Annotated in this window: 16 protein-coding genes; 8 read left to right on the top strand and 8 right to left on the bottom strand. The window is 73.7% G+C overall.

The features are described from left to right. Positions 1–11 precede the first annotated feature (11 nt). The 6 genes from ABZ564_RS26980 to ABZ564_RS26955 form a co-directional block, all read right to left on the bottom strand. Positions 12–1,757: a PP2C family protein-serine/threonine phosphatase gene (locus ABZ564_RS26980; protein ID WP_360861373.1), complete on the bottom strand. Its 1,746-nt coding sequence runs from the start codon at positions 1,755–1,757 to the stop codon at positions 12–14. Between the two features lie 140 nt (positions 1,758–1,897). Further along, a complete protein-coding gene (locus tag ABZ564_RS26975) occupies positions 1,898–2,695 on the bottom strand; it encodes a triphosphoribosyl-dephospho-CoA synthase (protein WP_360861371.1) in 798 nt (265 codons plus the stop codon). A gap of 134 nt (positions 2,696–2,829) precedes the next feature. Then, positions 2,830–4,545: an allophanate hydrolase gene (gene atzF, locus ABZ564_RS26970; protein WP_360861369.1), complete on the bottom strand. Its 1,716-nt coding sequence runs from the start codon at positions 4,543–4,545 to the stop codon at positions 2,830–2,832. 316 nt (positions 4,546–4,861) lie between these two features. Further along, a complete protein-coding gene (uca, locus tag ABZ564_RS26965) occupies positions 4,862–8,443 on the bottom strand; it encodes an urea carboxylase (RefSeq protein WP_360861367.1) in 3,582 nt (1,193 codons plus the stop codon). 96 nt (positions 8,444–8,539) lie between these two features. Next, positions 8,540–9,286, bottom strand: coding sequence for a GntR family transcriptional regulator (locus ABZ564_RS26960; RefSeq protein ID WP_360861365.1), 747 nt, complete (start codon positions 9,284–9,286; stop codon positions 8,540–8,542). A gap of 193 nt (positions 9,287–9,479) precedes the next feature. Beyond that, positions 9,480–10,463 (bottom strand): polysaccharide deacetylase family protein, encoded by a 984-nt coding sequence (locus tag ABZ564_RS26955; RefSeq protein WP_360861363.1) that lies wholly within the window; start codon positions 10,461–10,463, stop codon positions 9,480–9,482. A 644-nt stretch (positions 10,464–11,107) separates the two neighbouring features. Between ABZ564_RS26955 and ABZ564_RS26950 the strand changes: the two genes are divergently transcribed. The 5 genes from ABZ564_RS26950 to ABZ564_RS26930 all read left to right on the top strand — a co-directional run bounded on the left by ABZ564_RS26950 (position 11,108) and on the right by ABZ564_RS26930 (position 16,355). Further along, positions 11,108–12,025, top strand: coding sequence for a 2-dehydropantoate 2-reductase (locus tag ABZ564_RS26950; protein WP_360861362.1), 918 nt, complete (start codon positions 11,108–11,110; stop codon positions 12,023–12,025). Between the two features lie 97 nt (positions 12,026–12,122). Further along, positions 12,123–13,211, top strand: a complete 1,089-nt coding sequence (locus ABZ564_RS26945; protein WP_360861360.1) for a mandelate racemase/muconate lactonizing enzyme family protein — start codon at positions 12,123–12,125, stop codon at positions 13,209–13,211. Between the two features lie 73 nt (positions 13,212–13,284). Further along, positions 13,285–14,643, top strand: coding sequence for an MFS transporter (locus tag ABZ564_RS26940; RefSeq protein WP_360861358.1), 1,359 nt, complete (start codon positions 13,285–13,287; stop codon positions 14,641–14,643). A 72-nt stretch (positions 14,644–14,715) separates the two neighbouring features. Continuing rightward, positions 14,716–15,567: a fumarylacetoacetate hydrolase family protein gene (locus ABZ564_RS26935; protein WP_360861356.1), complete on the top strand. Its 852-nt coding sequence runs from the start codon at positions 14,716–14,718 to the stop codon at positions 15,565–15,567. A 17-nt stretch (positions 15,568–15,584) separates the two neighbouring features. Then, the gene (locus ABZ564_RS26930; protein ID WP_360861354.1) at positions 15,585–16,355 is read left to right on the top strand and encodes an SDR family oxidoreductase; all 771 of its coding nucleotides are present in this window, start codon (positions 15,585–15,587) and stop codon (positions 16,353–16,355) included. 45 nt (positions 16,356–16,400) lie between these two features. Here ABZ564_RS26930 and ABZ564_RS26925 read toward each other — a convergent pair whose 3' ends face one another. Beyond that, positions 16,401–17,093, bottom strand: a complete 693-nt coding sequence (locus tag ABZ564_RS26925; protein ID WP_360861352.1) for a GntR family transcriptional regulator — start codon at positions 17,091–17,093, stop codon at positions 16,401–16,403. Positions 17,094–17,371: 278 nt separating this feature from the next. On the opposite strand from ABZ564_RS26925, the gene ABZ564_RS26920 reads away from it, so the two are divergent. Then, positions 17,372–19,591 (top strand): serine/threonine-protein kinase, encoded by a 2,220-nt coding sequence (locus ABZ564_RS26920; protein WP_360861350.1) that lies wholly within the window; start codon positions 17,372–17,374, stop codon positions 19,589–19,591. Positions 19,592–19,614: 23 nt separating this feature from the next. On the opposite strand, the gene ABZ564_RS26915 is transcribed toward ABZ564_RS26920, so the two are convergent. After that, positions 19,615–20,352 carry an ABC transporter ATP-binding protein gene (locus ABZ564_RS26915; RefSeq protein ID WP_360861348.1) on the bottom strand — a complete coding sequence of 246 codons (738 nt, stop codon included), beginning with the start codon at positions 20,350–20,352 and terminating at the stop codon, positions 19,615–19,617. A 116-nt stretch (positions 20,353–20,468) separates the two neighbouring features. On the opposite strand from ABZ564_RS26915, the gene ABZ564_RS26910 reads away from it, so the two are divergent. Continuing rightward, positions 20,469–21,104: a class I SAM-dependent methyltransferase gene (locus ABZ564_RS26910; RefSeq protein WP_360861346.1), complete on the top strand. Its 636-nt coding sequence runs from the start codon at positions 20,469–20,471 to the stop codon at positions 21,102–21,104. 510 nt (positions 21,105–21,614) lie between these two features. After that, positions 21,615–23,846, top strand: a complete 2,232-nt coding sequence (katG, locus tag ABZ564_RS26905) for a catalase/peroxidase HPI (protein ID WP_360861344.1) — start codon at positions 21,615–21,617, stop codon at positions 23,844–23,846. Positions 23,847–23,993: the final 147 nt, after the last annotated feature.

Below are 23,993 nucleotides of genomic sequence, written 5' to 3'. Positions count from 1 at the left end.
CGCCCCCCGGGTCAGGTCCGGACCGGCTCGCCCCGGAAGGCGGTGCGGCGCAGGGCGAGGAGGGTCGCGTCGTCGGTGCGGTGGGGGCCGTCCAGATGGGCGACGAGCCGTTCGACGTAGTCCTGGAGCCCGGTGTGGCCGGGGCCCGGCGCCGCTTCCCGGAAGCAGCGCTCGGCCGCGCGGAGGAAGCGGAGTGTGTCCTTCTCGGGGTCGGCCGGACGGCGTTCGGTCAGACCGTCCGAGTACATCAGGACGATGTCGCCGGCCTCCAGCGGCGTCTCGGTGGCGCTGTAGGAGGTGCCCGGCAGGACGCCCAGGGTGAGCCCGGGCCCTCCGGCGGGCGCCGGAAGCTGGGTGGCGCGGCCGTCGCGCAGCAGGACGGGGCGGGGATGCCCGGCGCAGGTCCAGCGGAGCAGGGCGCGCTCGGGGTGGTAGCGGGCGATGACCGCGGTGGCGGTGGACTCCCTGTCGTCGGCGCAGGCCACCTCGTTGAGCCACTGTGTCAGCCGCTCGACGGGCTCGCCGGTGTAGGCCAGACCCGCGAGCGCGTACCTGAGTTTGGCCATCAGGGTGACCGCTTCGAGGCCGTGGCCGCGGGCGTCGCCCAGCGCGACCAGCAGGCGGCCGTCGGGCAGGCCGCGGGCCTTGTACCAGTCGCCGCCCACCCCGGCCTCGCGGGCGTCGGGACGGTAGACGGCCGCCGCCTCCAGCCCGTAGGTGTCCAGCTCGTTCTGGAAGTGGGGCAGCACCGCGTCGCGCAGGACGGCGGCGACTTCGGCGACGGCTTCGGCGCGCTCGTACTCGTGGCGCGCGTCGCGTACGGCGCGCCGGGCGGCCTCGCGCCGCCGCCGGTCCGTGGTGACGTCGATGAGGACGCCCCGCAGGGCCCACACCAGGCCCCCGGGAGCGATGCGCACGGGTTCGGCGACCATGCGGAAGACGCGCTCGCTGCTGCCGCGAAGGCGCAGTTCGCACTCGGCTGTCCGCTTGCGCAGGATGACGTCGTACAACGTCTGGTACAGAGGGGGCAGGCTGGCCGGTACGGCGGCCGTGGCCAGATCGAACAGTCCCGGTACGGGTGCGTCTTCGGTCAGACCGAGCACCTTGCGGAAGCCGCGGGACGCCTGGATGCCGTCGTCCGCGAGGTTCCACTCCACCCAGCAGGTGCGCACCAGCTGCTGGGCGGCCGTGGCCATACGGAGCCGGCTGCCCGGTTCCCAGGTGAGCAGGAGATGCTCGCCGCAGGGGGCGACCCGGGCCTCCGCGTTGATGCGCACCGGTCCCGTGTGCGTGCTCATGAGCCATTCCAGCGTTTCGGTCTTCTGCGGCGTGCGCTGGTGGAAGGCGTCGGCCAGCATGCGGGGGATCACCGTACCGGCCAGGGAGGGGAAGCGCTCGAAGAGCGACTCCGGTCCGTCCCACGGGGGGACGGCCCCTTCGGGGAACCGGGAGGCCCCGTAGGCGCGGGCCGTGGCGTTCTGCGTCAGATAGAGGGCGTCCTTGAGCTCGCCGTTCTCGCCGAAGACGGGGGCCAGGAGAAGAGCTGCCATGGGAAGGGCTTCGAGTACCTCCCGGCCGGAGGGCAGGACCGTGTCCACCGCCGCCGGCACCAGGGACGCCGGGTCGGGCGCACTGGGCCGGTAGCGCTCGGCGTACGCCGTGACGCGCCGCCGCTGCGAGTCCAGCAGCGCACGGATCGCCTGCAGTTCCAGACGTGCGCGCGCGCCGCCCGCCGGAGGAGGATCGTCCACAGGCATGTCGGGCCTCTCGGTGCGGGTGTACGGGCGGCGCCGGAACAGCATCGGGGCGGGCGGGGCGGGGCGCCAGTCGGTGTAGGCCGGGTGGCGGTCGCCTCGGGCAGCGGTGGCGAGCGGGCTTCGGGCCGCGGCGGCGGAGCTCAGGCGGCGGGGGCGAGCGGCCTGCTGTCGACCGAGTCCAGGAAGAGCACCACGGTGAGCAGGGCGCCGCTGGTGGCGGGGCATATCGCGTACCGGGTCAGCTGCTCGTCCAGCTCGGACAGCAGGCGGCGGCCCTCGGGCATCCCGGCGCCACCGGCGGCCAGGACCGTGGCGGCGTCCTCCTGGACCATCCGCAGCGCCAGCGGCCCCTTGTCGCGTACCACCCGCTCGTCGTCCATGGCCGCCATCAGCGTCAGGAGCGCGTCGAGCTGCGCGGTCTCCTCGGCGACGCCCCGCGTGCGTGCCGCGCGGACCGCGGAGAGCGCCGCCTCGGCGGCGGTGAGACCGTGCCACTTGGTCCGGCCCGACAGCAGCCGGTGGCTGTCCCGGAAGTCTCCGGACGGTTCGACCTGCTCGTCGAGGGCGAGGGCCCGCGTGCAGGCGTCCCGGGTGCCGGTGGCGCCCCGCGACCACGCGGCCGTCAGCAGGCACAGCGCGCGGGCCGCCACATCGAATCCGTGCAGGGCCGCGGTGTGGGGCACCCGGGCCTGGGCGGCGCGGCAGGCCGCGGAGAGCCTGCCGATGTCCGCGCCGGCGCCGGCGGCCGCGCGCAGCGGGCCGTGGAGCCGGACCCCGACATCGACGAGCGAGGAGAACACCGAGTTGGCGGGCGTCTGCGCGGTGCGGCAGTCGGGCAGTCCCGGCTTGGGCGTGAGGAACACCTCGCGGGTGAAGGCGGCGACGGCGAGGTCCGCGAGATCGTCTGCGTCGATCCGGGGCAGGTGCTGAGAGGACATGCGTATCGCTTCCACTGGGCGGTGCGGGCGGGGCCCGGCTCCACGGCCGGGCTCCTTGCGTGATGCCCGCCGCCGGAGGGACGAACCGGGACCAATGGCCCTCCGGTGCGGGTACTCCGCCCCCACCCGTGCCGTCAGCCGGCCGTCGCCTCCACGTCCGACTCCAGATAGGCCCGCCAGCCGCCGTGCTCCGTGATGTCGGTGCCCCTGGCCGCGGAGTGCGGGTCGCACTGGAAGCCGAGGACCCAGGTGCCCTCCTCGAGTTCGACACGGCCGAGCGACATGGGTGCGGGCAGGGCGGAGAGGAAGCGTCCGAGCGCGGCGGGGGAGAGGGTCCACCGCTCACCGCTGATCGCGGCGCCGTGCGCCGGTCCGACCCGGACGAGGCCGGGCTTGGGCGGGGTGGTGTCGAGCGCCGTGAGCCGGTAGGCCGCCGCGGTGGTGACCTCGCCGGCGTACCGGGCACCGGATTCGGTGAGCTGGTGGTTGAGCGGCTGGCCGGACAGGTGGGCGCCGAACACGGCGAGGTCCACACCGCCGTCCGGCAGGGGATGCGGGGCCTGTTCACCGGTGAGCAGGGCGGCGATGTCCAGGGCCGGCTGGTCCTCGAAGGCGCGGGTGACGACGCTGACGCCGAACGGACCGCCGTCGGCCTCCCCGGCCGGGACGGCGACGGCCGCCATGTCCAGGAGGTTCACGAAGTTGGTGTACGTGCCCAGCCGCGAGTTGACGGCCACCGGATCGGCCAGGACCTCGGCGATGTCGGGGTGCCCGGTCGTGGTGGGCAGCAGCAGCGCGTCGTAGCCGGAGAGAATCCGCTGCGCGAGCGCCCGGTACCGGTCCAGACGTTCCTGGTCGCCGGCCAGGGCGTGGGCCGGCAGACCGGCGGCGCCGAGGATGATGCCGGCGACCGTGGGGTCGGCCGCCGACGGGTCGCGGGCGATGAACTCCCCGACGGCCGCGTAGCGTTCGGCGACCAGGGCGCCGTCGTAGAGCAGCCGGGCCGCCCGGAGCAGCGGTGACACGTCGACGACGGCAGTCGTGGCGCCGGCCGCCTCCAGCTGCTTGACGGCCACGGCGAACGCGGCGCGTCCCCCGGCGGTGAGCGGGGCGAGGTCCTCGTCGCGGGGGATCGCGACCCGGGGCCGGGGCGGGGCCGCCAGCCGGACGTCGTCGGGCCAGCCGCGGCTGCGCGGGTCGCCCTCGTCCGGGCCCGCCATGACACCGAGGGCCCGCTGGGCCTCGGTGAGGGTGCGGGCGAAGACCGTGACCGCGTCGTAGGAGCGGGCGGCGGGGACCACACCGGTGGTGGGGACCAGGCCCAGGGTGGGCTTGATTCCGACGATGCCGTTGAGGGCGGCGGGAACACGTCCGGAGCCGGCCGTGTCGGTGCCGAGCGCGATGTCCGCGATACCGAGGGCCACGGCGACCGCCGAACCGGAACTGGAGCCGCCGGAGATCTTCTCGGGACGCAGGGCGTTGCGCACGGCCCCGTAGGGGCTGCGGGTACCGACCAGGCCGGTGGCGAACTGGTCCAGGTTGGTCTTGCCGAGCACGACCGCGCCCGCGTCCAGCAGACGCCGCACGGCCGGCGCGGACACGTCCGGGGTGTGGGCGAACGCGGGGCAGGCGGCGGTGGTGGGCAGACCGGCGACGTCGATGTTGTCCTTCACCGCGACCAGGACGCCCGCCAGGGGCAACCGCTCACCGGCGGCCAGCCGGGCGTCCAGGGCGGCGGCCTCCGCCAGGACGTCGGCCTCCGGGCGCAGGGTGATCCACACCTCCGGGCGGTCGGTCCCGGCGATGCGGCGGTAGGCGGCGGTGACGCGGGCGGTGCAGTTCTCGGTCATCGGGTACCTCCGAGGATGCCCCGGCTTTCGGACCGGGGAGGAATCGGACTCCTGCGGAGCAGGACGGGGAAAGGGGTTTCGCCCAGGGACGAAGGACCGCTGCTTCGGCCGGGTGGGCCGCGCGCTGTGCGTGGCGGGAACCAAGCGCGTACGCCGTGCTGATCGAGAACCAGGACAGCACATGCACCTCCACGTCCTGCTGTACGAACCCGGGCCGGTCTCGACCCGGCTGGTGCTGATCGTGGAAGACCTGCCGGGTCGCTGGTCCGCAGGCGACGGGAGCCGGGAATCCCCCTGCTTCAGCTGGGGGAGGACGTCAAGCTGCTTCCTCTCGTGCGACGACGGCCAGCGGGGTGCCGGCGTCGATCTGCTGTCCGGGGGTGACGAGGACGTCGGTGACGACGCCGTGGGCGGGAGCGCGCACCACGACCTCCATCTTCATGGCTTCCAGGACCAGAAGGGCCTGGCCCGGCTCGACCTGGGTGCCGGGCCCGGCCTCGACCTTCCATACGGTGGAGCTCAGCGGGGCCTCGACCAGCCCCGCGCCCGGCGGCAGGGACGGCGGAGCCACGACCTCGGCGGCGGGTTCGGGTTCGGCGCGGGCCGCGAACTCGCCCGCGGCCTCCCACGCCCGGCGCTCCGTCTCGAAGGCCGCGGACTGGCGGGCGCGGAAGGCGGCGATGTCCTCGGCGTTCTCCCGCAGGAACGCCTCGTGCTCGGCGAGCGAGAAGACGCCCGGACGGATGTCCAGGGAGGTCCGCCCGGAGGCGAGACCGGCCCGGATGTCCAGGAGTTCGGCCGGCTCCACGGGGTGCCAGATGATGCGGTCGAAGAAGCGCAGCAGCCAGGGTGTGCCGTCGGCGAAGGAGCGGGGCGGGCGCAGACCGCCCCACACGGGCACGGTCCGGCCGATGAGCTGGTAGCCGCCCGGGCTCTCCATCCCGTAGACGCACAGGTACGAGCCCCCGATGCCGACGCCGGCCTCCGCCGTCCACGTACGGGCCGGGTTGTACTTGGTGGTCACCAGGCGGTGGCGGGGGTCGAGCGGGGTGGCGGCCGGGGCGCCGAGATAGACGTCGCCGAGGCCGAGGACGAGATAGCGGGCGTCGAAGACGGTACGGCGTACGTCCTCGACGCTGTCCAGCCCGTTGATACGGCGGATGAACTCGATGTTGGACGGGTTCCACGGGGCATCCCCGCGCACCGACGCGGTGTAGCGGTCGATGGCCTCGTTCACGGTGGGGTCGTCCCACGACAGGGGGAGGTGCACGTCCCGGCTGGGGACGGCCAGGTCGGCGGTGGCCGGCAACTGGTCCTCGGCCTCCCGGAGAAGACCGAGGAGGGTGCGCAGGGGCAGCACGTCCGGATCGGTGTGCAGATGCAGTGAGCGCACGCCCGGAGTGGAGTCGACCAGTCCGCGCGGCGCCAGGGCGCGTACGTGCTCGGCGAGGGCGTGGACGCGCATCCGCAGACCCAGGTCGAGGGTCATGGGGCCGTACTCGACGAGGATGTTGTCGTCGGCGCCCCGCCGGTAGGTGACCTCGGGGGTGGTGTCGGTGGCGGGGCGGCGGCCGAGGACGCCGTCGTCGCCGTCCGGGCCGCCGAACCCCGGAAGCGCGAGGAGCGCGGGGGTCCGGCGCAGGGCGTCGGCGGTCCGCTCGGTGACGGGGACGAACTGGACGGTGTCACCGGGGCGCAGCTGGCCGGTCTTCCAGCGCTCGCCGCGCACGACGGTGACCGGGCAGGCGAAACCTCCCAGGCTCGGCCCGTCGGGGCCGAGGATGGCCGGAGTGTCGCCGGTGAGATTGACCGCGCCGACGGAGTACGCGGTGTCGTGCACGTTGGACGGATGCAGTCCCGCCTCGCCGCCGTCCGGGCGGGCCCACTCGGGACGGGGTCCGATGAGACGCACGCCGGTGCGCGCCGACTGCGCGGAGACCTTCCAGTGGGTCCCGTAGACCGTCTCGATGCCGCCACGGGTGAGGAAGTCCGGTGCGGCGTGCGGGCCTTCACTGACCGCGATACGCCAGTGGCCGGTGAAGTGCGGACGTGCGGCGGCCGGCACGGGGACGGGCGCCGGGGCATCCGTCGCGGGCCGCGCGGGCCGCAGCACGTCGCCGGTGCGCAGGGCGCGGCCGGCGTGGCCGCCGAAGGAACCGAGGGTGAAGGTGGCGGCGCTGCCCAGGTAGGCGGGGACGTCGAGACCGCCGCGCACCAGGACGTAGGTGCGCATCCCGGGGCCCTGGGCGGTGCCGACGTCCAGCAGTTGGCCGGCGGCGAGATCGAGCGGCTCCCACATGGCGGCGGGCCGCCCGTCGACGGTGACCGCGGCAGGGGCGCCGGTGACGCAGACCACGGCCGGCCGGGAGAAGCGCAGTGCGGGCCCCTCCAGGGTGCACTCCAGACCGGGGGTGCCCTCCGGGTTGCCGACGGCGGTGTTGCCGAGCCGGAAGGAGAGGTCGTCCATCGGGCCGCCGGGCGGGATGCCGACCTCCCAGTAGCCGGTGCGCCCCGGCCAGTCCTGCACCGTGGTCTGGGCACCGCCGCGTTCCACGTCGATCCGCGGGCGCGGATCGGGCAGACCGGCCAGGGTGGCCGTGGTGTGACGGGCGTCGAGCACCACCGGCTCGCGGCAGGCGGCGCGCAGCAGCCCGAGGTTGGTCTCCACCCCGTCCACCACGGTCTCGTCCAGGGCCTCGGCCAGCCGGGCGAACGCCTCCGCCCGGGTGTCGCCGGTCGCGACGACCTTGGCGAGCATCGGGTCGTACGCGGTGGAGATGTGCTGCCCGGTCTCCGCCCAGCCGTCCACCCGCACATCGGCGGGGAACCCGACGCGGGTCAGCAGGCCGGAGCTCGGCCGGTGGTCCCGGGCCGGGTCCTCGGCGTAGACGCGCGCCTCGACCGCGTGGCCCCGGGCGGACGGTTCCCGGAGGAAGCCGCTCTCGCCGCGCGCCAGCCGCAGCATCCAGGCGACCAGGTCGATGCCGTGGATCTCCTCGGTCACCGGATGCTCCACCTGGAGACGGGTGTTCACCTCCAGGAAGTACGCCTCCTCGCGCACCGGGTCGTACACGAACTCGACCGTGCCCGCCGAGCGGTAGTCCACCGCGGCGCACAACTCCCGTGCCGCGGTGTGGAGTCCGGAGCGCACCTGCGGGGGCAGCCCCGGCGCCGGGGCCTCCTCCAGCACCTTCTGGTTGCGGCGCTGGAGGGAGCAGTCGCGGTCGCCGAGGACGACGATGCCGCCCGCGCCGTCACCGAAGACCTGCACCTCGACGTGGCGGGCACGCTCGACGTACCGCTCCAGGAAGACGCCGCCGTCGGCGAAACCGCCCCGGGCCAGCCGCGACACCCTGGCGAAGGCGTCCCGCAGCTCCGCGGGCCCGGCGCACGCCTGCATGCCGATGCCGCCTCCGCCGCCGGTCGCCTTGAGCATCACCGGGTAACCGGTCCGCTCCGCCGCGCGCAGCGCCGCCTCCTCGTCGGCGAGGAGCCCGCTGCCGGGCAGCAGGGGCACGCCAGCCGCGAGCGCCGCGGCCCGTGCCGTGTGCTTGGCCCCGAAGACCTCCAGCTGCGCGGGGGTGGGGCCGACGAACGTCAGGCCCGCCTTCTCCACGGCGGCGGCGAACGCCGTGTTCTCGGACAGGAAGCCGTAGCCGGGGTGGATCGCGCCGGCCCCGGTGGCGAGGGCGGCCTCCAGGACCGCGTCGGCCCGCAGGTAGCTCTCGGCGGCGGGGGCCGGGCCCAGCCGCACGGCCTCGTCGGCCATCCGGACGTGCGGGGCGGTCAGGTCGGCGTCGGAGTACACGGCCACCGTGCGCAGGCCGAGGGCTTCGGCGCTGCGGATGACACGGCAGGCGATCTCTCCGCGGTTGGCGATGAGCAGGGTGTCGAACATGGCGGCAACTCCTCGGTACGGGGCCGGGGTTCAGGCGGTGCGGGGCTGGGCGGGCAGCACGTGGTCGCCGACGCCGTCGGTGCCGGCCGCGGGGATTCAGAGGCGGTCGGCGTGCAGGGCCATCTGCGTCATGGCGCGCTGGGCCCGTTCGAGTACGACGCTCATGGAGTCGCCGACGTGGGCGTGCAGGGCGCGGTGGCCGTCGTCGAGGCGTCCGTCGCGGACGGCCTCCATGATCTCGATGTGCTCGGTGATGGTCGTCTCCACCCGGTCCCGGGTGAGGAAGTCGTACATCCGCACCCGGCGGATGCGCTCGCTGACGGCCACGAGGGCGTCCGTCAGGGCGGGGTTCCCCGAAGCGCGGGAGAGCTCCGCGTGGAAGCGCTCGTCCTGGACGACGAACCGGGGATCGGGGTCCGGGGGCCGGTCGCGCATGGCGTACCAGCGATCCAGCTCGGCGGTGAGAACGGACGGTTCGTGGCGGACGGAGGAATCCTCGATCGCCCGGGCGATGCCCCGCAGTTCCAGGGTGACCCGCAACTCGTAGAGGTCGCGCAGCTGGGTCAGGTTGGGGATCGTGACGAAGAAGCCGCCGTCCCCGCGTTCGATCAGGCCGTCCGCGAGGAGACGTGCCAGGGCTTCACGCACCGGGGTCCGGGACACGCCGAACCGCGTGGCGAGCCGCATCTCGGCCAGCCGCTCGCGCGGTCCGAACCCACCGTCGAGCACGGCCGCGCGCAGCTGTCCGTAGACCATGTCGCGCAGCGAGGACGAGGGTGCCGGGCCCGCGTCCCGCACGGTGTCCGGGAGCGTATACCGCGTCGAATCCAGCGTCGCATCCATGAGCGGAGACGCTAGGGACCGGTTGTTTCACCGAAGGCCGCGCCGGGGTGAACGACTTGTTTCCGCTGACTCACACGGACGGGGAGAAGGGAGGACGCCCGCGGACTCGGGGCGGGACACGGCGAGGGACGCCCCGCGCCGAGGGTGGCGCGGGGCGTCCCTCACGATGACCGCCCCGAGGTGCTTCCGGTGGTCAGCCCGTGGCGCAGGACACCGTCGGCCAGGTCCACGTGCCGTTGGTCTGGATCGTCAGCCCCCAGGTGTTGCCGTTGCCGTTGGGCCGGGCGGTCAGGACCTGGGCGCCGGGATACGAGGCGCTGACGTTCCAGGTGGTGAGGACCCGTTCCGGGGCGGGGAGGCGCAGGGTCACGGTCCAGTCGGCCGAACCCGTGACGGACACGTTGAGGTTGTAGCGGTCGCCCCACTGCTGGCCGGCCGACAGGGTCGCCGTGCAGCCACCGGTGCTGCCGCCTCCGCCGCTGCCGCCGTCGGGCGCGACGGCCCGCCCGGTCTGCGGCGAGATCATGCCGGAGCACAGCCCCCGGGAGGCGAGCGACTGGGCGATGCGCGGGATGGCGGCCAGGGTGTTGGCGGGCCATTCGTGCATCAGGATGACCTGGCCGCTGGACAGGCGCGACACGGCCTGGACGATCGCGTCGGTGCTCGCCCCGTTCCAGTCCTGCGAGTCGACGTCCCAGATCACCTCCGTGAGGCCGTACTTGGCCTCGACGGCCTTGAGGGTGGCGTTGGTCTCCCCGTACGGCGGCCGGAACAGCTTCGGGGTGCCGCCCCCGGCGTTGGCGACGGCCTGCTGGGTCCGGGAGATCTCCGAGTCGATCTGCGCCTGGCTCTGCTGGATGAGATGGGGATGGGTGTAGCTGTGGTTGCCGACCCACATGCCCGCGTCGACCTGGGCCTTCACCTGGGCCGGGTAGGAGGCGGCGAACTGGCCCTCGTTGAACATGGTGGCCCGCAGGCCGTTCCGCTTGAGGGCGTCGAGCAGGGCGGGGGTGTGGTCGTTGGACGGGCCGTCGTCGAAGGTGAGGCCCACGTAGCCGTTGCAGGCGGCGGCCTGGGCCGGGGCGGCGGCCGTGGCGGTCAGGCCCAGGGAACTCGCAGCGGCGAGGACGAGGCCGGCCGCCAGGGCGGCCGGGCGGCGGTGGAAGCGCAGACGCATGAAGGGTCCTCCAGATGAGGGGAGTTCCGGCCGCACGGGCGGCGCGGCCGGGCCTGACCACGGATTTTTTGGCCGTCCCCGGTCGCTGTCAATAGTTTCGGCATGTGTTTCGAAAGCGTCGGTACGGTGGTGTGCCCGCCTGGCGAGAGATCGGTGCACGTCAGCAGGTGTCGCGCGACACGCGCCGACGCGGTGCGGGGGTGGCCGGGCCCGCCGGTCCGGTGCGGCGGGAGACCACGCGGCGAAAGTTTCGAACCTTCCAGGGAGGTCGGCCCGGTTCCGCTGCCGCGCTCGCCCTGCCCCTCTTCGTCGCCGTGCCCGCCGGTGGACCGCCCGCTACGGCCGGGCTGGGAGAGCTACGGGACCGGCGACGCCACCCTGTGGTTCGACGACGTGGCCGTCGGCTCCTCGCCGGTCGGCTGCTGACGGGCGGCCGCCCGGCGAGCGGGGAGTACCGGCCTCCACGGGTCGGTGCGGGTTTCCCGGGAAGCCCGCACCGACCCTTCCCCGTGTCCGGGGCGGGGAACGCGCGCCCCCTGTGATGGGTCGTGGGCGGATACGTGGGCAAGGGTTGTTTTCCCGCGAAACCTATAGCATTCTTCAACGCACCCGAGATTCCTATAGGAAGTGAGAGGGGTGTGGGAGTGCCTGCACATGCGTCGGCCGGAGCGGATCCGGTCGCGGTCGTCGGTCCGGGAGCCGTCGGCCTCGCCTTGGCGGGCCGGCTGGCCCTGCGGGGGCATCCGGTCACGCTGTGCGGACGGCCCGGCTCCGCGCCCGTCCATGACATCGAGCTGACCGGTGGCCGGGACACGTCCACGGTGGGGGTTCACTGGCAGGACGACCCCGCACGGGCGCGCCCGTCCGGCTGGGTCGTCGTCGCGACCAAGCTGCATCAGGGGGACGCCGCCCGCACCTGGCTGGAGCGCCTCGTCGGGACCGACACCGTGGTGGTCGTCGCGCAGAACGGCATCGACCACCGCGAGCAGGCGTCACCGCACGCGGCGGCGGGCCAAGTGGTCCCGGCACTCGTCCACTTCAACGCGGAACGCCTGAGCCGGAACAGGGTTTCGGTCCGCGTCGAAGGGGAGGGGCTCGTCCTCGGGGACGACGAACCCGGGCGCAGGGCAAGCCCGTTGCTCCGGGGGACCGGGCTCGGGGTGCGGATGGTGGACGACTTCACCACGGCGGCCTGGCGCAAGCTGATGGTCAACGCCGTCGCCAATCCCGTCACCGCCCTCACCTCCCGCCGCGTCGAGGTCTTCCGGGACCCGGCCGTACGGGACACCGCGGCCGCCATGCTCGGTGAAGTGGCCGATGTGGGCCGCGCCGAGGGTGCGCGGCTGCCCGCCGACGCCGCCGAGGAGATTCTCGCCTGGATCGACGCCCGCCCGCCCGGGGCCGGCTCCTCGATGCTCGCCGACCGCCTGGCCGGCCGGCCCATGGAGCACGACGGGCTCCTCGGCGCCGTCGTCCGCAGGGCCCGCGCCCACGGGATCGCGGTGCCCGTGTGCACGGCGGTGCTGGCACTGGTCGCGGCACTGGACGGCGCGCACACCTGACGCGGGCCGCGCCCCGGCCCGCACCGCTCCCGGGGCCGCCCCGGGCGCCCGCGACACGACCCGACCGATTTCACGTACAAGGCTCTGGAGAGCAGCAGTGGCAAAAGTGATCAAGGCGGAGGCCTACCTCGTCGACATCGAGGTGGAGACCGTACGCACGGACGCGACCCAGGCCTTCCTCAAGCAGGAGACCCTCTTCGTCGAGGTGACGACGGACGAGGGCCTGACCGGCACCGGCTACGCGTACACCATCGGCACCGGCGGCCGGGCGGTGCTCGCGATGCTGCGCGACCATCTGCTGCCCGCGCTCGCCGGCCACGACTCCCGTGAGATCGAGGGAGCCTGGCGGACGATGTACAACAGCACGCGCGCCACGATGGTCGGCGCCCTCACCGCCCTCGGCCTGGCCGCCGTGGACCTGGCCCTCTGGGATCTGCGCTGCCTGCGGGCGGGCGAGCCGCTGTGGCGCGTGGCCGGCGGCGCCCGCCCGGCGGTCCCGGTGTACGACACCGAGCGCGGCTGGCTCCAGCTCGACGAGGACGAACTGGTCGCCGGCGCCCGCGAGGCCCAGCGGCAGGGCTTCTCCGGCGTCAAGATCAAGATCGGCAAGCCGAGCCCGGGCGAGGACGCCGCCCGCATCCGGGCCGTACGCGAGGCGGTCGGCCCCGGCCTGGACATCCTGGTCGACGCCAACCAGGCGTTCACCGGCGCCGAGGCCGTGCGCCGAGCCGCCCTGCTGGAGCCGTACGACATCGGCTGGCTGGAGGAGCCGCTGCCCGCCGACGACGTGGCGGGGCACGAACGGCTCGCCGCCTCGACGTCCATCCCGGTGGCGGTCGGGGAGTCCATGTACTCGCTGGGCCACTTCCGCGAGTACCTGCAGCGCGGCGCGGCCGGCATCGTGCAGCCCGACGTGGCCCGGATCGGCGGCATCACGCCCTGGCTGAAGGTCGCCCACCTCGCCGAGGCGTTCAACGTCGAGGTCTGCCCGCACTTCCTGATGGAGATCCACGTCAGCCTCACCGCCGCCGTGCCCAACGCCCGCTACGTCGAATACATCCCGCAGCTGCGTGCCGTGACGACGCACGGGCTGCGGATCGACGGCGGTCTCGCCCACGCCCCCTCCGAGCCCGGTCTCGGCATCGCCTGGGACCGCGACGCGATCGACGCCCGGCGCGTCGCCTGACCGTCGCGGCGCAGGCCGCACCCCGCACGTCACCGCCCCCGTCCCGCTGTCCCAGCACACCCGGAGGACGACGATGTCCACCCTCACCGCAGCCGAGCCCGTCCACACCGCGGCCGCGCACCGCCGCAGAGTCCTGCTGGCCTCACTCGTCGGCTCGGCCCTCGAGTGGTACGACTTCTATCTCTACGGCACCGCCGCGGCCCTCGTCTTCAACAAGATCATCTTTCCGTCGTTCGATGCCACGGCCTCTCTGCTCGCCTCGTTCGGAACGCTCGCCATCGGCTACTTCGTACGGCCGCTCGGCGGTATCGTCTTCGGCCGTCTCGGCGACCTGTTCGGCCGGAAACGCGTCCTGGTCCTCACCCTGCTGGTGATGGGTGCCTCCACCGTCGGCATGGCGCTCGTGCCCACGTACGAGCAGGTCGGCGTGCTCGCGCCCATCCTGCTGGTCGTGCTGCGCGCCATCCAGGGGCTCGGCGCGGGCGCGGAGTACGGCGGGGCCGCCGTGCTGGCCGCGGAGTTCTCCGAACCGCGCCGGCGCGGACTGTTCGGCGCGGCCCCCAGCATCGGCGTCTACATCGGCATCCTCATGGCCTCCGGCGCCTTCGCGCTGGTCACCCAGCTTCCGGAGGACCAGTTCCTGGCCTGGGGCTGGCGGATTCCGTTCGCGGCCAGCGTGCTCGTCATCGGTGTGGCGCTGGTCATCCGGCTGCGGCTGACGGAGAGCCCCGCGTTCGAGGCGGCCCAGGAGCGCTCCGGGCCGGCGGAGGTCTCGCCGGTGCGGGACGTCGTGCGTCACGAGTGGAGGGCGGGCCTGGTCGTCTTCGGCCTGCAGACCGCCCAGAACGTCGTCGCCTATCTGAACCTGACGTTCATGGCCGCCTACCTCACCGACACGCTCAAGATGTCCAGCTCGACGGGCCCCGTGGCCATCACGGTCGGTACGGCGGTGACCGCGGTGACCCTCGTGCTCTTCGGCCACCTCACCGACCGGGTCGGACGCAAGCCGGTCGCCCTGGCGGGCATCGTCTTCTCCGCGGCCTTCGTCTTCCCGTACTTCTGGGTCATCGACCACACGCACAGCTCGCTCGCCGTCACCCTGGTGGTCGTGGCCAGCATGGGGATCGGGGTGGGCTGCATGTTCGCCCCGCAGGCCGCCTACTACAGCGAGCTGTTCACCGCGCGCTCGCGGTTCACCGGGCTCGCCCTGTACCGGGAGATCGCCGGTGCGATCACCGGCGGGCTCACCCCGCTCATCGCCGTCGCCCTGGTCGCCGCGGCGGGGGACCGCTCCTGGGGCGTCGCCCTCTTCGTCATCGGCGCGTGCGCCGTGGGCGGCGTCGCGGTGGCCCTCGGACCCGAGACACGGGGGCGCGACCTCGCCGCCACCACCGTCGCCGAACTGCGCGCCTCGACCGGCACCTACCGCTGAACCGGCCGGCCGTCGCCCCCACGAGGGCGGCGGCCCGCCGGTGCGCCACCCCCACACTCTCAGGAAGGCATCATGCGCATCGCCCGCCTCGGCCCCCCGGGCCAGGAGATCCCCGTCGTCCTCGACGGCGACCGCGTACTCGATCTGCGCGGAGTCACCCCGGACGTCACACCGCAGTTCCTCGAGCACGGCCTGCCCGCGCTCGACGTGTCCGCGCTGCCCGAACTCCCGCACGCCGAGGGGCTGCGGCACGGTCCGCCCATCACCCGGCCCACCGCCGTCGTCTGCGTCGGAATGAACTACGCCAGGCACGCGGCCGAGTCCGGTGCCGAACCGCCCGCCGAACCGGTCGTGTTCCTCAAGCACCCCAACACCGTGGTCGGCCCGGACGACCCGGTCACCATCCCCCGCGGCAGCACCATGACGGACTGGGAGGTCGAACTCGGCGTGGTCGTCGGCAGGCGTACGAGCTATCTCGCGTCGCCCGCCGACGCCGCGTCCCACATCGCCGGATACGTCCTCGTCAACGACGTCTCCGAGCGCGAGCTGCAGCTGCACACCTCGGGCGGCCAGTGGTCCAAGGGCAAGTGCGCCCCCACGTTCACACCGGTCGGGCCGTGGCTGGTCACCGGCGACGCCCTGGACCCGGCGGCGGTGCGGCTGCGCAGCCGCGTCAACGGGGAGGCGCGGCAGGACTCCGGCACCGCCGACATGATCTTCCCGGTGCCCGAAATCCTGTACCGGCTCAGCCAGTTCATGACCCTGGAAGCCGGTGACCTCGTTCTCACCGGCACCCCCGAGGGCGTCGCCCTCTCCGGACGCTTCCCCTACCTGGCCGCGGGGGACGTCGTGGAGCTGGAGGGCGAGGGGCTCGGCAGGCAGCGCCAGACCATGGCCGCGACGGCCGCGGAGGGAGACCGATGACACAGGAGAACGTCACGATGACAGCACCCGCACCCGAGTTCGCCGGCCTCGTCGCGGTGGTGACGGGCGGGGCGTCCGGCATCGGTCTGGCCACCGCCCGGGAACTGCACGCGCGCGGCGCGCGGGTGGCCGTGCTCGACCCGGCCGCCTCGGACGAGCCGTTTCTCCACGTGCCGTGCGATGTGACGGACGACGACGCCGTGCGCGCGGCCCTCGACACGGTGACGGATCGCCTCGGGGGCGTGAACGTCCTGGTCAACAACGCCGGAATGGGGGCGCAGGGCACCGTCGAGGACAACACCGCCGAGGAATGGCACCGTGTGCTCGACGTCAACGTCGTCGGCATCGCCCGGGTGACCGCGGCAGCCCTTCCGGCACTGCGCGAAGCGGCCGCCGGCGGGGAGGGCCACGCGGCGATCGTCAACATGTGCTCGATCGCCGCCACGGCCGGCCTGCCGCAGCGGGCGCTGTACTCGGCCAGCAAAGGCGCCGTACTCGCCCTGACCCGGGCCATGGCCGCCGACCACCTGCACGAGGGTATCCGCGTCACCTGCGTGAACCCCGGAACGGCGGACACCCCCTGGGTGAGCCGGCTCCTCGCCGCCGCTGACGACCCGGAGGCGGAGCGCGCCGCCCTGGCCGCCCGCCAGCCGAGCGGCCGCCTGGTCAGCGCCGCCGAAGTCGCCCACGCCGTCGCCTACTTGGCGAGCCCCCGCTCGGGAGCCACCACCGGTACCGATCTGGCGGTGGACGGAGGTATGCAGGGACTGCGGCTGCGCCGGCGGTGACCCACGGGGGCGCGGGCGCCACCTCGCCGGCGGTCCTTCAGGACCTCACGAGGTGCGCGCCCGCGTCTGCGTCTGCCGGGACGGTGCCTCCGGGCGGTGCCGTACGCGGCTGGAGCGCAGGTGCGTCGTCATCGCCTCCGCGGCCTGCTCCGGGTTGCGCCGGGCCACCGCGTCCAGGATCTGCTCGTGCTCCTGGATCGTGGGGCCGGCCGCTCCCGGCGCACTGGTCAGGCGGAACAGGTGCAGATGGGCGTGGAGACGGTTCACCGCGTCGGCGAGCAGCGGCCGGTTCGCCGCACGGGCCAGCGTGTCGTGGAACTCCTGGTCCAGCAGGGCGAACCGGTGGTAGACCGCGTAGTTCTCACCGGTCTCGGGGTGGCCGCGCATCTCCTCGACGATGGCCCGGAGCCGCTGGAGATGCGCGCCGTCGGCGTTCTCCGCGGCGAGCGAGGCGGCCTGAGGCTCCAGCAGCAGCCGCATCTCGAACAGATCGCGCACACCGTCCGGGTCGAGCAGATCGGTCGCCCGGTAGCCGGCGTTCGGCCGCTTGACCACGAGACCGTCCGATTCGAGCCGCGCCAGCGCCTCTCGTACCGGGGTGGCCGACACATCGAGCCGACGGGCCAGCGCGTCGATACCGACGCGGGCCCCGGGGGCGATGCCATGGTCCATGACCATCGCCTTGATGTCCTCGTAGACCCGCTCGGCCAGCACATCCTGTCGAATCCCGTTCCCCATGACGTCAATCATAGAGAATCCGCAGGTCGAGGACCGCAACGGCCGACGAGGGGCGCCCGGGACCGGCCGTACTGCGCGCGGCGAGAGCGCGTCGCGCCGGGGAAGGCCGTGTGGCGGGCCCGGCCCGGGACACCCGGCAGTGGTTGCTCGTACCACGCACATACCCGCAGGCGTCACCCGCTTTGCTCCGCCCCACCGTTCTGCGACTAGTTTGTGTCCAGCACAGACGGGCGGTCCCGTGACGGCAGAGGTGCACGGGGGACGAGAGGTCGGGAAGAGTGTCGCTGCGCGCAGGCGATCCAGCCGAGATCGGCGGTTATCCGCTCGAGGCGCGGCTCGGGTCGGGGGGCATGGGTACGGTCTTCCTGGCCCGTACGAGTTCGGGCCGGCCCGTCGCGATCAAGCTGATCCACCAGCAGTTCGCCGGCGACAGCGAATTCCGCACCCGCTTCCGGCAGGAGGTCGAGGCGGCGCGGCGGGTGAGCGGGGCGTTCACCGCCGCCGTGGTGGACGCCGCGCCCGAGGCCGAACAGCCGTGGATGGCGACGGCCTACATCGGGGGCCCCACGCTCGCGCAACGCATCGCCGACGAGGGCCCGCTGAGCGGAGCCGGACTGCGGAGCCTGGCCATCGGGCTCGCCGAGGCGCTGCGCGACATCCACCGGGTGGGGGTCGTCCACCGCGACCTGAAGCCGTCGAACGTCGTGCTCTCGGACGAGGGGCCGCGCGTCATCGACTTCGGCATCTCGCGCGCCGCCGACCAGCAGACACTGACGATGACCGGACGCGTCATCGGGACCCCGCCCTTCATGTCACCGGAGCAACTGCAGGCGCCGCGCGGTGTCGGGCCGCGCTCCGACGTCTTCTCCCTGGGGACACTGCTGGTCTACGCGGCGACGGGCCACGGCCCCTTCGACGCGGACAGCCCCTACCTCACGGCCTACCAGGTGGTGCACGAGGAGCCGTCGCTGGACGCCGTACCGGCGGCGCTGCGTACGGTCGTCGAACCGTGCCTGGCCAAGGAACCCGAGGACCGCCCCTCGACGGACGAACTCCTGGAACTGCTGCGGGACCTGCCCGCCGACCTCGGCGGGCCCGAGGCGGACGGGTGCACGGCGGGCCGCACCCGCGATGTGCTCACCCAGCACCACCTGGCCACCCCCGCGCCCAGCGCGCCCGTCCCCGCCCCGGAGGGGACCGGCTCCCCCGTCGGGCGCACGCTGCGCGGGCGGTGGCGGCCCGTGCTCGCGGCCGCGGTCGCCGTGGCGGCGATCGGCGGGGGAGTCGCGGTACTGCGGTCGGGCGGCTTCGGCGAGAACGCGGCCGACGGCAAGGGCCGCACGGTCGCGGCGCCCGCCGCCCCGCTGCCGGCCGGCTTCCAGCCCTGGCGCGTGACCGTGCCCGGCGGGCGCGAGGACATCCCCGACGAGCTGCGGTGCGTCGCACGCGGTGACGCGGTGTTCTGCGGCGGCGGCGGGGTCGTTGCGACCCGGATCGGCGTCCGGGACGGCTCGCGCGCCTGGACGGTGAAGAGCCCGGGCGTCCCCGTCCAGGGCATGCACATGGTGGGCGCCACCGACGACACGGTCCTCGGTTTCCGGATCGCCGCCCAGGACGCCCCGCAGGGCCCCTCCGACGAGGTGGTCGCCATCGACGCGGACAGTGGGAAGGAGCTGTGGTCCGCACCCTCCGGCGCCCAGTCGACGGCCGTCACCGGCCGGACCCGGGACGCCGTCGTGCTCGGCTCCACCGTGGTCACCGTGGACGCCTCCGACTCCGCCTTCGAGGCCCGGGAGGCGCACAGCGGTGAACTCGCCTGGACGGCGCCGTTCCCCGCGGGTTCGCGGTGCGCTCCCGTCCCGGTGGGCAACGTGCTGCTGGCCATGTGCGCGACGGACGCGGAGCTGGACGCCTCGGCGGTCCGCCACCCGGTTTTCCACCCGCTCGACCGGGCCACGGGGAGCTGGGGCCGGGCCATCGCGCTCGACGGTCCCGCCGTACCGGTGGGCGTCACCGGCGGGCGGCTCGTCCTGCTCGGGGAGCACATCGAGGGAACCGGGTTCACCGGCTACGACATGGTGGCGCAGGTCGATCCGGCCTCCGGGAAGGTCACGCGCGCCCGGCTGGCCACGACGTACGCGGGCACGCCCGGCATGGCGGACGGCACCGTGTACGTCAGCGGGCAGACCGGTCGCGTCACGGCGCTCGACCCCGCCACCGGCCGCACGAAGTGGTCCCGGCAGACCAGTGTGGAGGGTGCGTCGGGCCCCGTGGCCGGGAACGGCGCGCTGTTCTTCAGCTCCGCCACCGGCCGCGTGGTCGCGCTCTCGCCGTCCGACGGCACGACGCTGTGGGCGACGGACCCCCGGGCCGACGGCCTGACCGGCGAGGAGGGCGCGAGCCCGCGCGTGACCGTCGTGGGGCGCGCGGTGGTCGTGGCCGCCGACCGGAACACCCTCTTCGCCTTCGACACGCGGCACCCGCCGAAGTCCGGCTGACCGGCGGGCACGGGAGGCCCGCCTCACCCGCCCAGCACGCCCAGGCGCTCGCCGATCCGGGCGGCGGCCGGCCGGTGCAGTTCGTCGGCGACCAGTCCGTCGGCGAGCAGCAGCACCCGGTCCGCGCAAGCGGCGGCGACCGGGTCGTCGGTCACCAGCACACAGGTCTGCCCCTCCCGGTCCGCCCCCGCACGCAGCAGGGCGGCGATCTCCCGGCCTGCGGCCGGGCCGAGGGCGCCGGCCGGCTCGTCGGCGAACAGCACGGCGGGGCGCGCCACCAGCGCCCGGGCGATCGCCACCCGCTGCTGCTGGTCCCCGGTCAGCTGTCCCGGCCGGTGCCGCTCGTACCCGGCCAGTCCCACCCGGCCGAGCACCTCCCGGACCCGGTCGGGACCCGGCAGCCCCGGCAGCGCGAGGTGCTGCCCGACCGTCATCGCCGGCATGAGGTTGAACGCCCGGGACACGAACCCGACCCGGTCGCGCCGCAGCTCCGCCAGCCGCCGGACGGGCAGCCGGGTCACCTCCGTACCGCCCCAGCGGACCGAGCCCCGAGTCGGCCGGTCCAGTCCCGCGAGGCAGTGCAGCAAGGTGGTCCTGCCGGAGCCCGCGGGCCCCATGACCGCCGTGAACGTACCGGGGGAGAGGTCCACCGATACGCCGCGCAGCGCCCGGACGGCGGCGTTGCCGTGCCCGTACGCGCGGTGCAGGTCCTGTGCCCGGACGGCGGTTCCGGTTCCGATGCGTGTCGCTGTCTGAGTCATGACCTCATCCTGGGCGTACGGGGCGCGGCGATCGATCCTGCCCGCACCCGGACCGGGGGTACGGGAAAGTGAACCACCGCAGGGGTGGAGGCCCCGCCCCGTCTACAGTGGGCCGCATGAACCGCTGGACCGAGCTGACCGGAGAGACGTCCGGGGAGGACTACGCCGCCCGCTTCGCGGCCCTCGCCCGCGGCGGCGAGGACGTGCACGGCGAGGCGCGGTTCTGCGCCGCCCTGGTGCCCGCCGGAGCCCGCGTGCTCGACGCCGGCTGCGGCACCGGCCGGGTCGCGATCCGGCTCGCGGAGCTCGGGTACGACTGCACCGGGGTGGACGTCGACGCCTCGATGCTTGCCGTGGCGCGGAAGCAGGCGCCCGCACTGCCCTGGTTCCGGGCCGACCTGGCCGCTTTCGACCCGGCCGCGCTCGGTATCGAGCCCGGCTTCGACCTCGTCGTCGCCGCGGGCAACGTCATGGCGCTGCTCGCCCCGGGCACCGAGGCCACCGTCGTCGGGCGCCTCGCGGGAGCCCTGCGCCCGGGCGGTCTGCTGGTCGCCGGCTTCGGCCTGGACGAGGCCCATCTCCCCGTACCGCCCGGCCTCACGCTCGCCGAGTACGACGACCACTGCGCCGCCGCGGGGCTCGTCCCCGTCGACCGCTTCGCCACCTGGGACGCCGCTCCGTACGACGGCGGCGGCTACGTGGTCGGCGTCCACCGCCGGAGCGACGGCCAAGGGCTGTCCCGCCGGGGATGACGGGACACCCTTGACGCCGCGACAGCGGTTCCGGCGTCGCGCACAGTGCCTCCGGGAACGCGGGCTCGACGCTGTGGACGTTCCGGCAGCCGCCGGCCTTCGTGCGGGCGACCGGTCCCCAGCCCGTCTTCCCGGCCCGGGGGAACCAGCGGTCCTCCAGTCGCGACGAGTGGGCCGGGCACGGGTCCCCGGCGCAGGCCGGTCCCCTGCGCGTGGGCAGGTCCCGTACCAGCCACTTCCCGTCGCACTTCTCCGCGCTCCGGCTCGTGTGCGCCGGCACGTCGGTCGCCTGCACGGCCTGCTCGTACGAGGCGGGGTGCAGCCGGTGGGCAAGGTACGGCGGACGTTGATCCATTCCATCGCGTGTTCGTATTGACTTGGACTAGGTCCATCGTAGGATCGGTTCCGGCTGAAGCCAGGGCAGGACGCCCCCGGGGGCGAAACCGGTCAGGCCGTTTCACCCGCCACATTCTCAGAGCACCGAGATCCGCCCCGTCCGGAAGGAATTCCATGACTGAGAACCACGACGCGATCGTCACCGACCCCAAGTCGGAGGAGGCCGGCGGCTGCCCCGTCGCGCACGGTCGCGCGCCGCACCCCACCCAGGGCGGCGGGAACCGCCAGTGGTGGCCGGAGCGGCTCAACGTGCGGATTCTCGCCAAGAACCCCGCCGTGGCCAACCCGCTCGGCGAGGACTTCGACTACGCCGAGGCCTTCAACGCCCTGGACCTGCCCGCCGTCAAGCGGGACATCGCCGAGGTGCTGACGACCTCGCAGGACTGGTGGCCCGCCGACTTCGGCAACTACGGCCCCTTCATGATCCGGATGGCCTGGCACAGTGCCGGCACCTACCGCATCAGCGACGGACGCGGTGGCGCCGGCTCCGGCCAGCAGCGCTTCGCCCCGCTCAACAGCTGGCCGGACAACGCGAGCCTCGACAAGGCGCGGCGCCTGCTGTGGCCGGTCAAGAAGAAGTACGGCAAGAACATCTCCTGGGCCGACCTCCTCGTCCTCACCGGGAACGTCGCGCTGGAGACGATGGGCTTCAAGACCTTCGGCTTCGGCGGCGGCCGCGTGGACGCCTGGGAGCCCGACGAGGACGTGTACTGGGGCCCCGAGACCACCTGGCTCGGCGACGAGCGCTACACCGGCGACCGCGAGCTGGAGAACCCTCTCGGCGCGGTGCAGATGGGCCTCATCTACGTCAACCCGGAGGGCCCCAACGGCAACCCGGACCCGATCGCCGCGGCCCGCGACATCCGTGAGACATTCCGCCGCATGGCGATGAACGACGAGGAGACCGTCGCCCTGATCGCCGGCGGCCACACCTTCGGCAAGACGCACGGCGCCGGCCCCGCCGACCACGTCGGCCCCGACCCCGAGGCGGCCCCGATGGAGCGCCAGGGCCTCGGCTGGGAGAGCTCGTACGGCACCGGCAAGGGCGGCGACACCATCACCAGCGGCCTCGAAGGCATCTGGACGGACACCCCCACCACCTGGGACAACAGCTTCTTCAACATCCTCTTCGGCTACGAGTGGGAGCTGTTCGAGAGCCCCGCAGGCGCCCACCAGTGGCGGCCGAAGGACGGGGCCGGCGCGGGCACCGTGCCCGACGCGCACGACCCGTCGAAGAGCCACGCCCCGACCATGCTCACCACCGACCTGTCGCTGCGCTTCGACCCGGCGTACGAGCAGATCTCGCGGCGCTTCCACGAGAACCCGCAGGAGTTCGCCGACGCCTTCGCCCGCGCCTGGTACAAGCTGACCCACCGCGACATGGGCCCGGTCGTCCGCTACCTCGGCCCCGAGGTCCCGCGGGAGACCCTGCTCTGGCAGGACCCGCTGCCCGAGCGCACCCACGAGCTGATCGACGCCGCCGACATCGCGGCGCTCAAGGAGAAGGTCCTCGCCTCCGGCCTGTCCGTGTCCGAGCTGGTCTCCACCGCCTGGGCCTCCGCCTCGTCCTTCCGGGGCAGCGACAAGCGCGGCGGTGCCAACGGCGCGCGCATCCGCCTCGAACCGCAGAACGGCTGGGAGGTCAACGACCCGGACCGCCTCGCGGGCGTCCTGCGTACCCTCCAGTCCGTCCAGGAGTCCTTCAACGCCGCGCAGCAGGGCGGCAAGCAGGTCTCCCTCGCCGACCTGATCGTCCTCGCGGGCGCCGCCGGCGTCGAGAAGGCGGCCAAGGACGCCGGCACGGACATCGAGGTCCCGTTCGCCCCGGGCCGGGTCGACGCCTCGCAGGAGCAGACCGACGTGGAGTCCTTCGTCGAGCTGGAGCCGGTCGCGGACGGCTTCCGCAACTACCTTGGCAAGGGCAACCGGCTGCCCGCCGAGTACCTGCTGCTCGACCGGGCGAACCTGCTCAACCTGAGCGCGCCGGAGATGACGGTCCTCGTCGGCGGGCTGCGCGTCCTGGGCGCCAACCACCAGCAGACCTCGCACGGGGTGTTCACCGACGCGCCGGGCACGCTGACCAACGACTTCTTCGTCAACCTGCTCGACATGGGCACGACGTGGAAGTCCACGGCCGACGACCAGAGCGCCTTCGAGGGCCGCGACGCCGTCACCGGTGAGGTCCGCTGGACCGGCACCCGTGCCGACCTGGTCTTCGGCTCGAACTCCGAACTGCGCGCCGTCGCCGAGGTCTACGCGAGCGACGACGCCAAGGAGAAGTTCGTCCGCGACTTCGTCGCCGCCTGGGACAAGGTCATGAACCTGGACCGGTTCGACCTGGTCTGAGAACGCCGTACGGGCCGGCCCCCACGTGGGGGCCGGCCCGTACCGCTGTGCGGGTTTTGCCAGGCGGTTTCCTTCCCGGTCCGGGGTGTCAACCCGGTCCGAGGTGTCAAGGCTCCCGGAATCCGTCCGTCCGGCCGGGCTGCTTCC

This window comes from Streptomyces sp. NPDC019224, assembly GCF_040632605.1.
In the GTDB taxonomy this organism is placed as follows: Bacteria; Actinomycetota; Actinomycetes; order Streptomycetales; family Streptomycetaceae; genus Streptomyces.
This window is presented reverse-complemented; position numbering and strand designations above follow the sequence as displayed.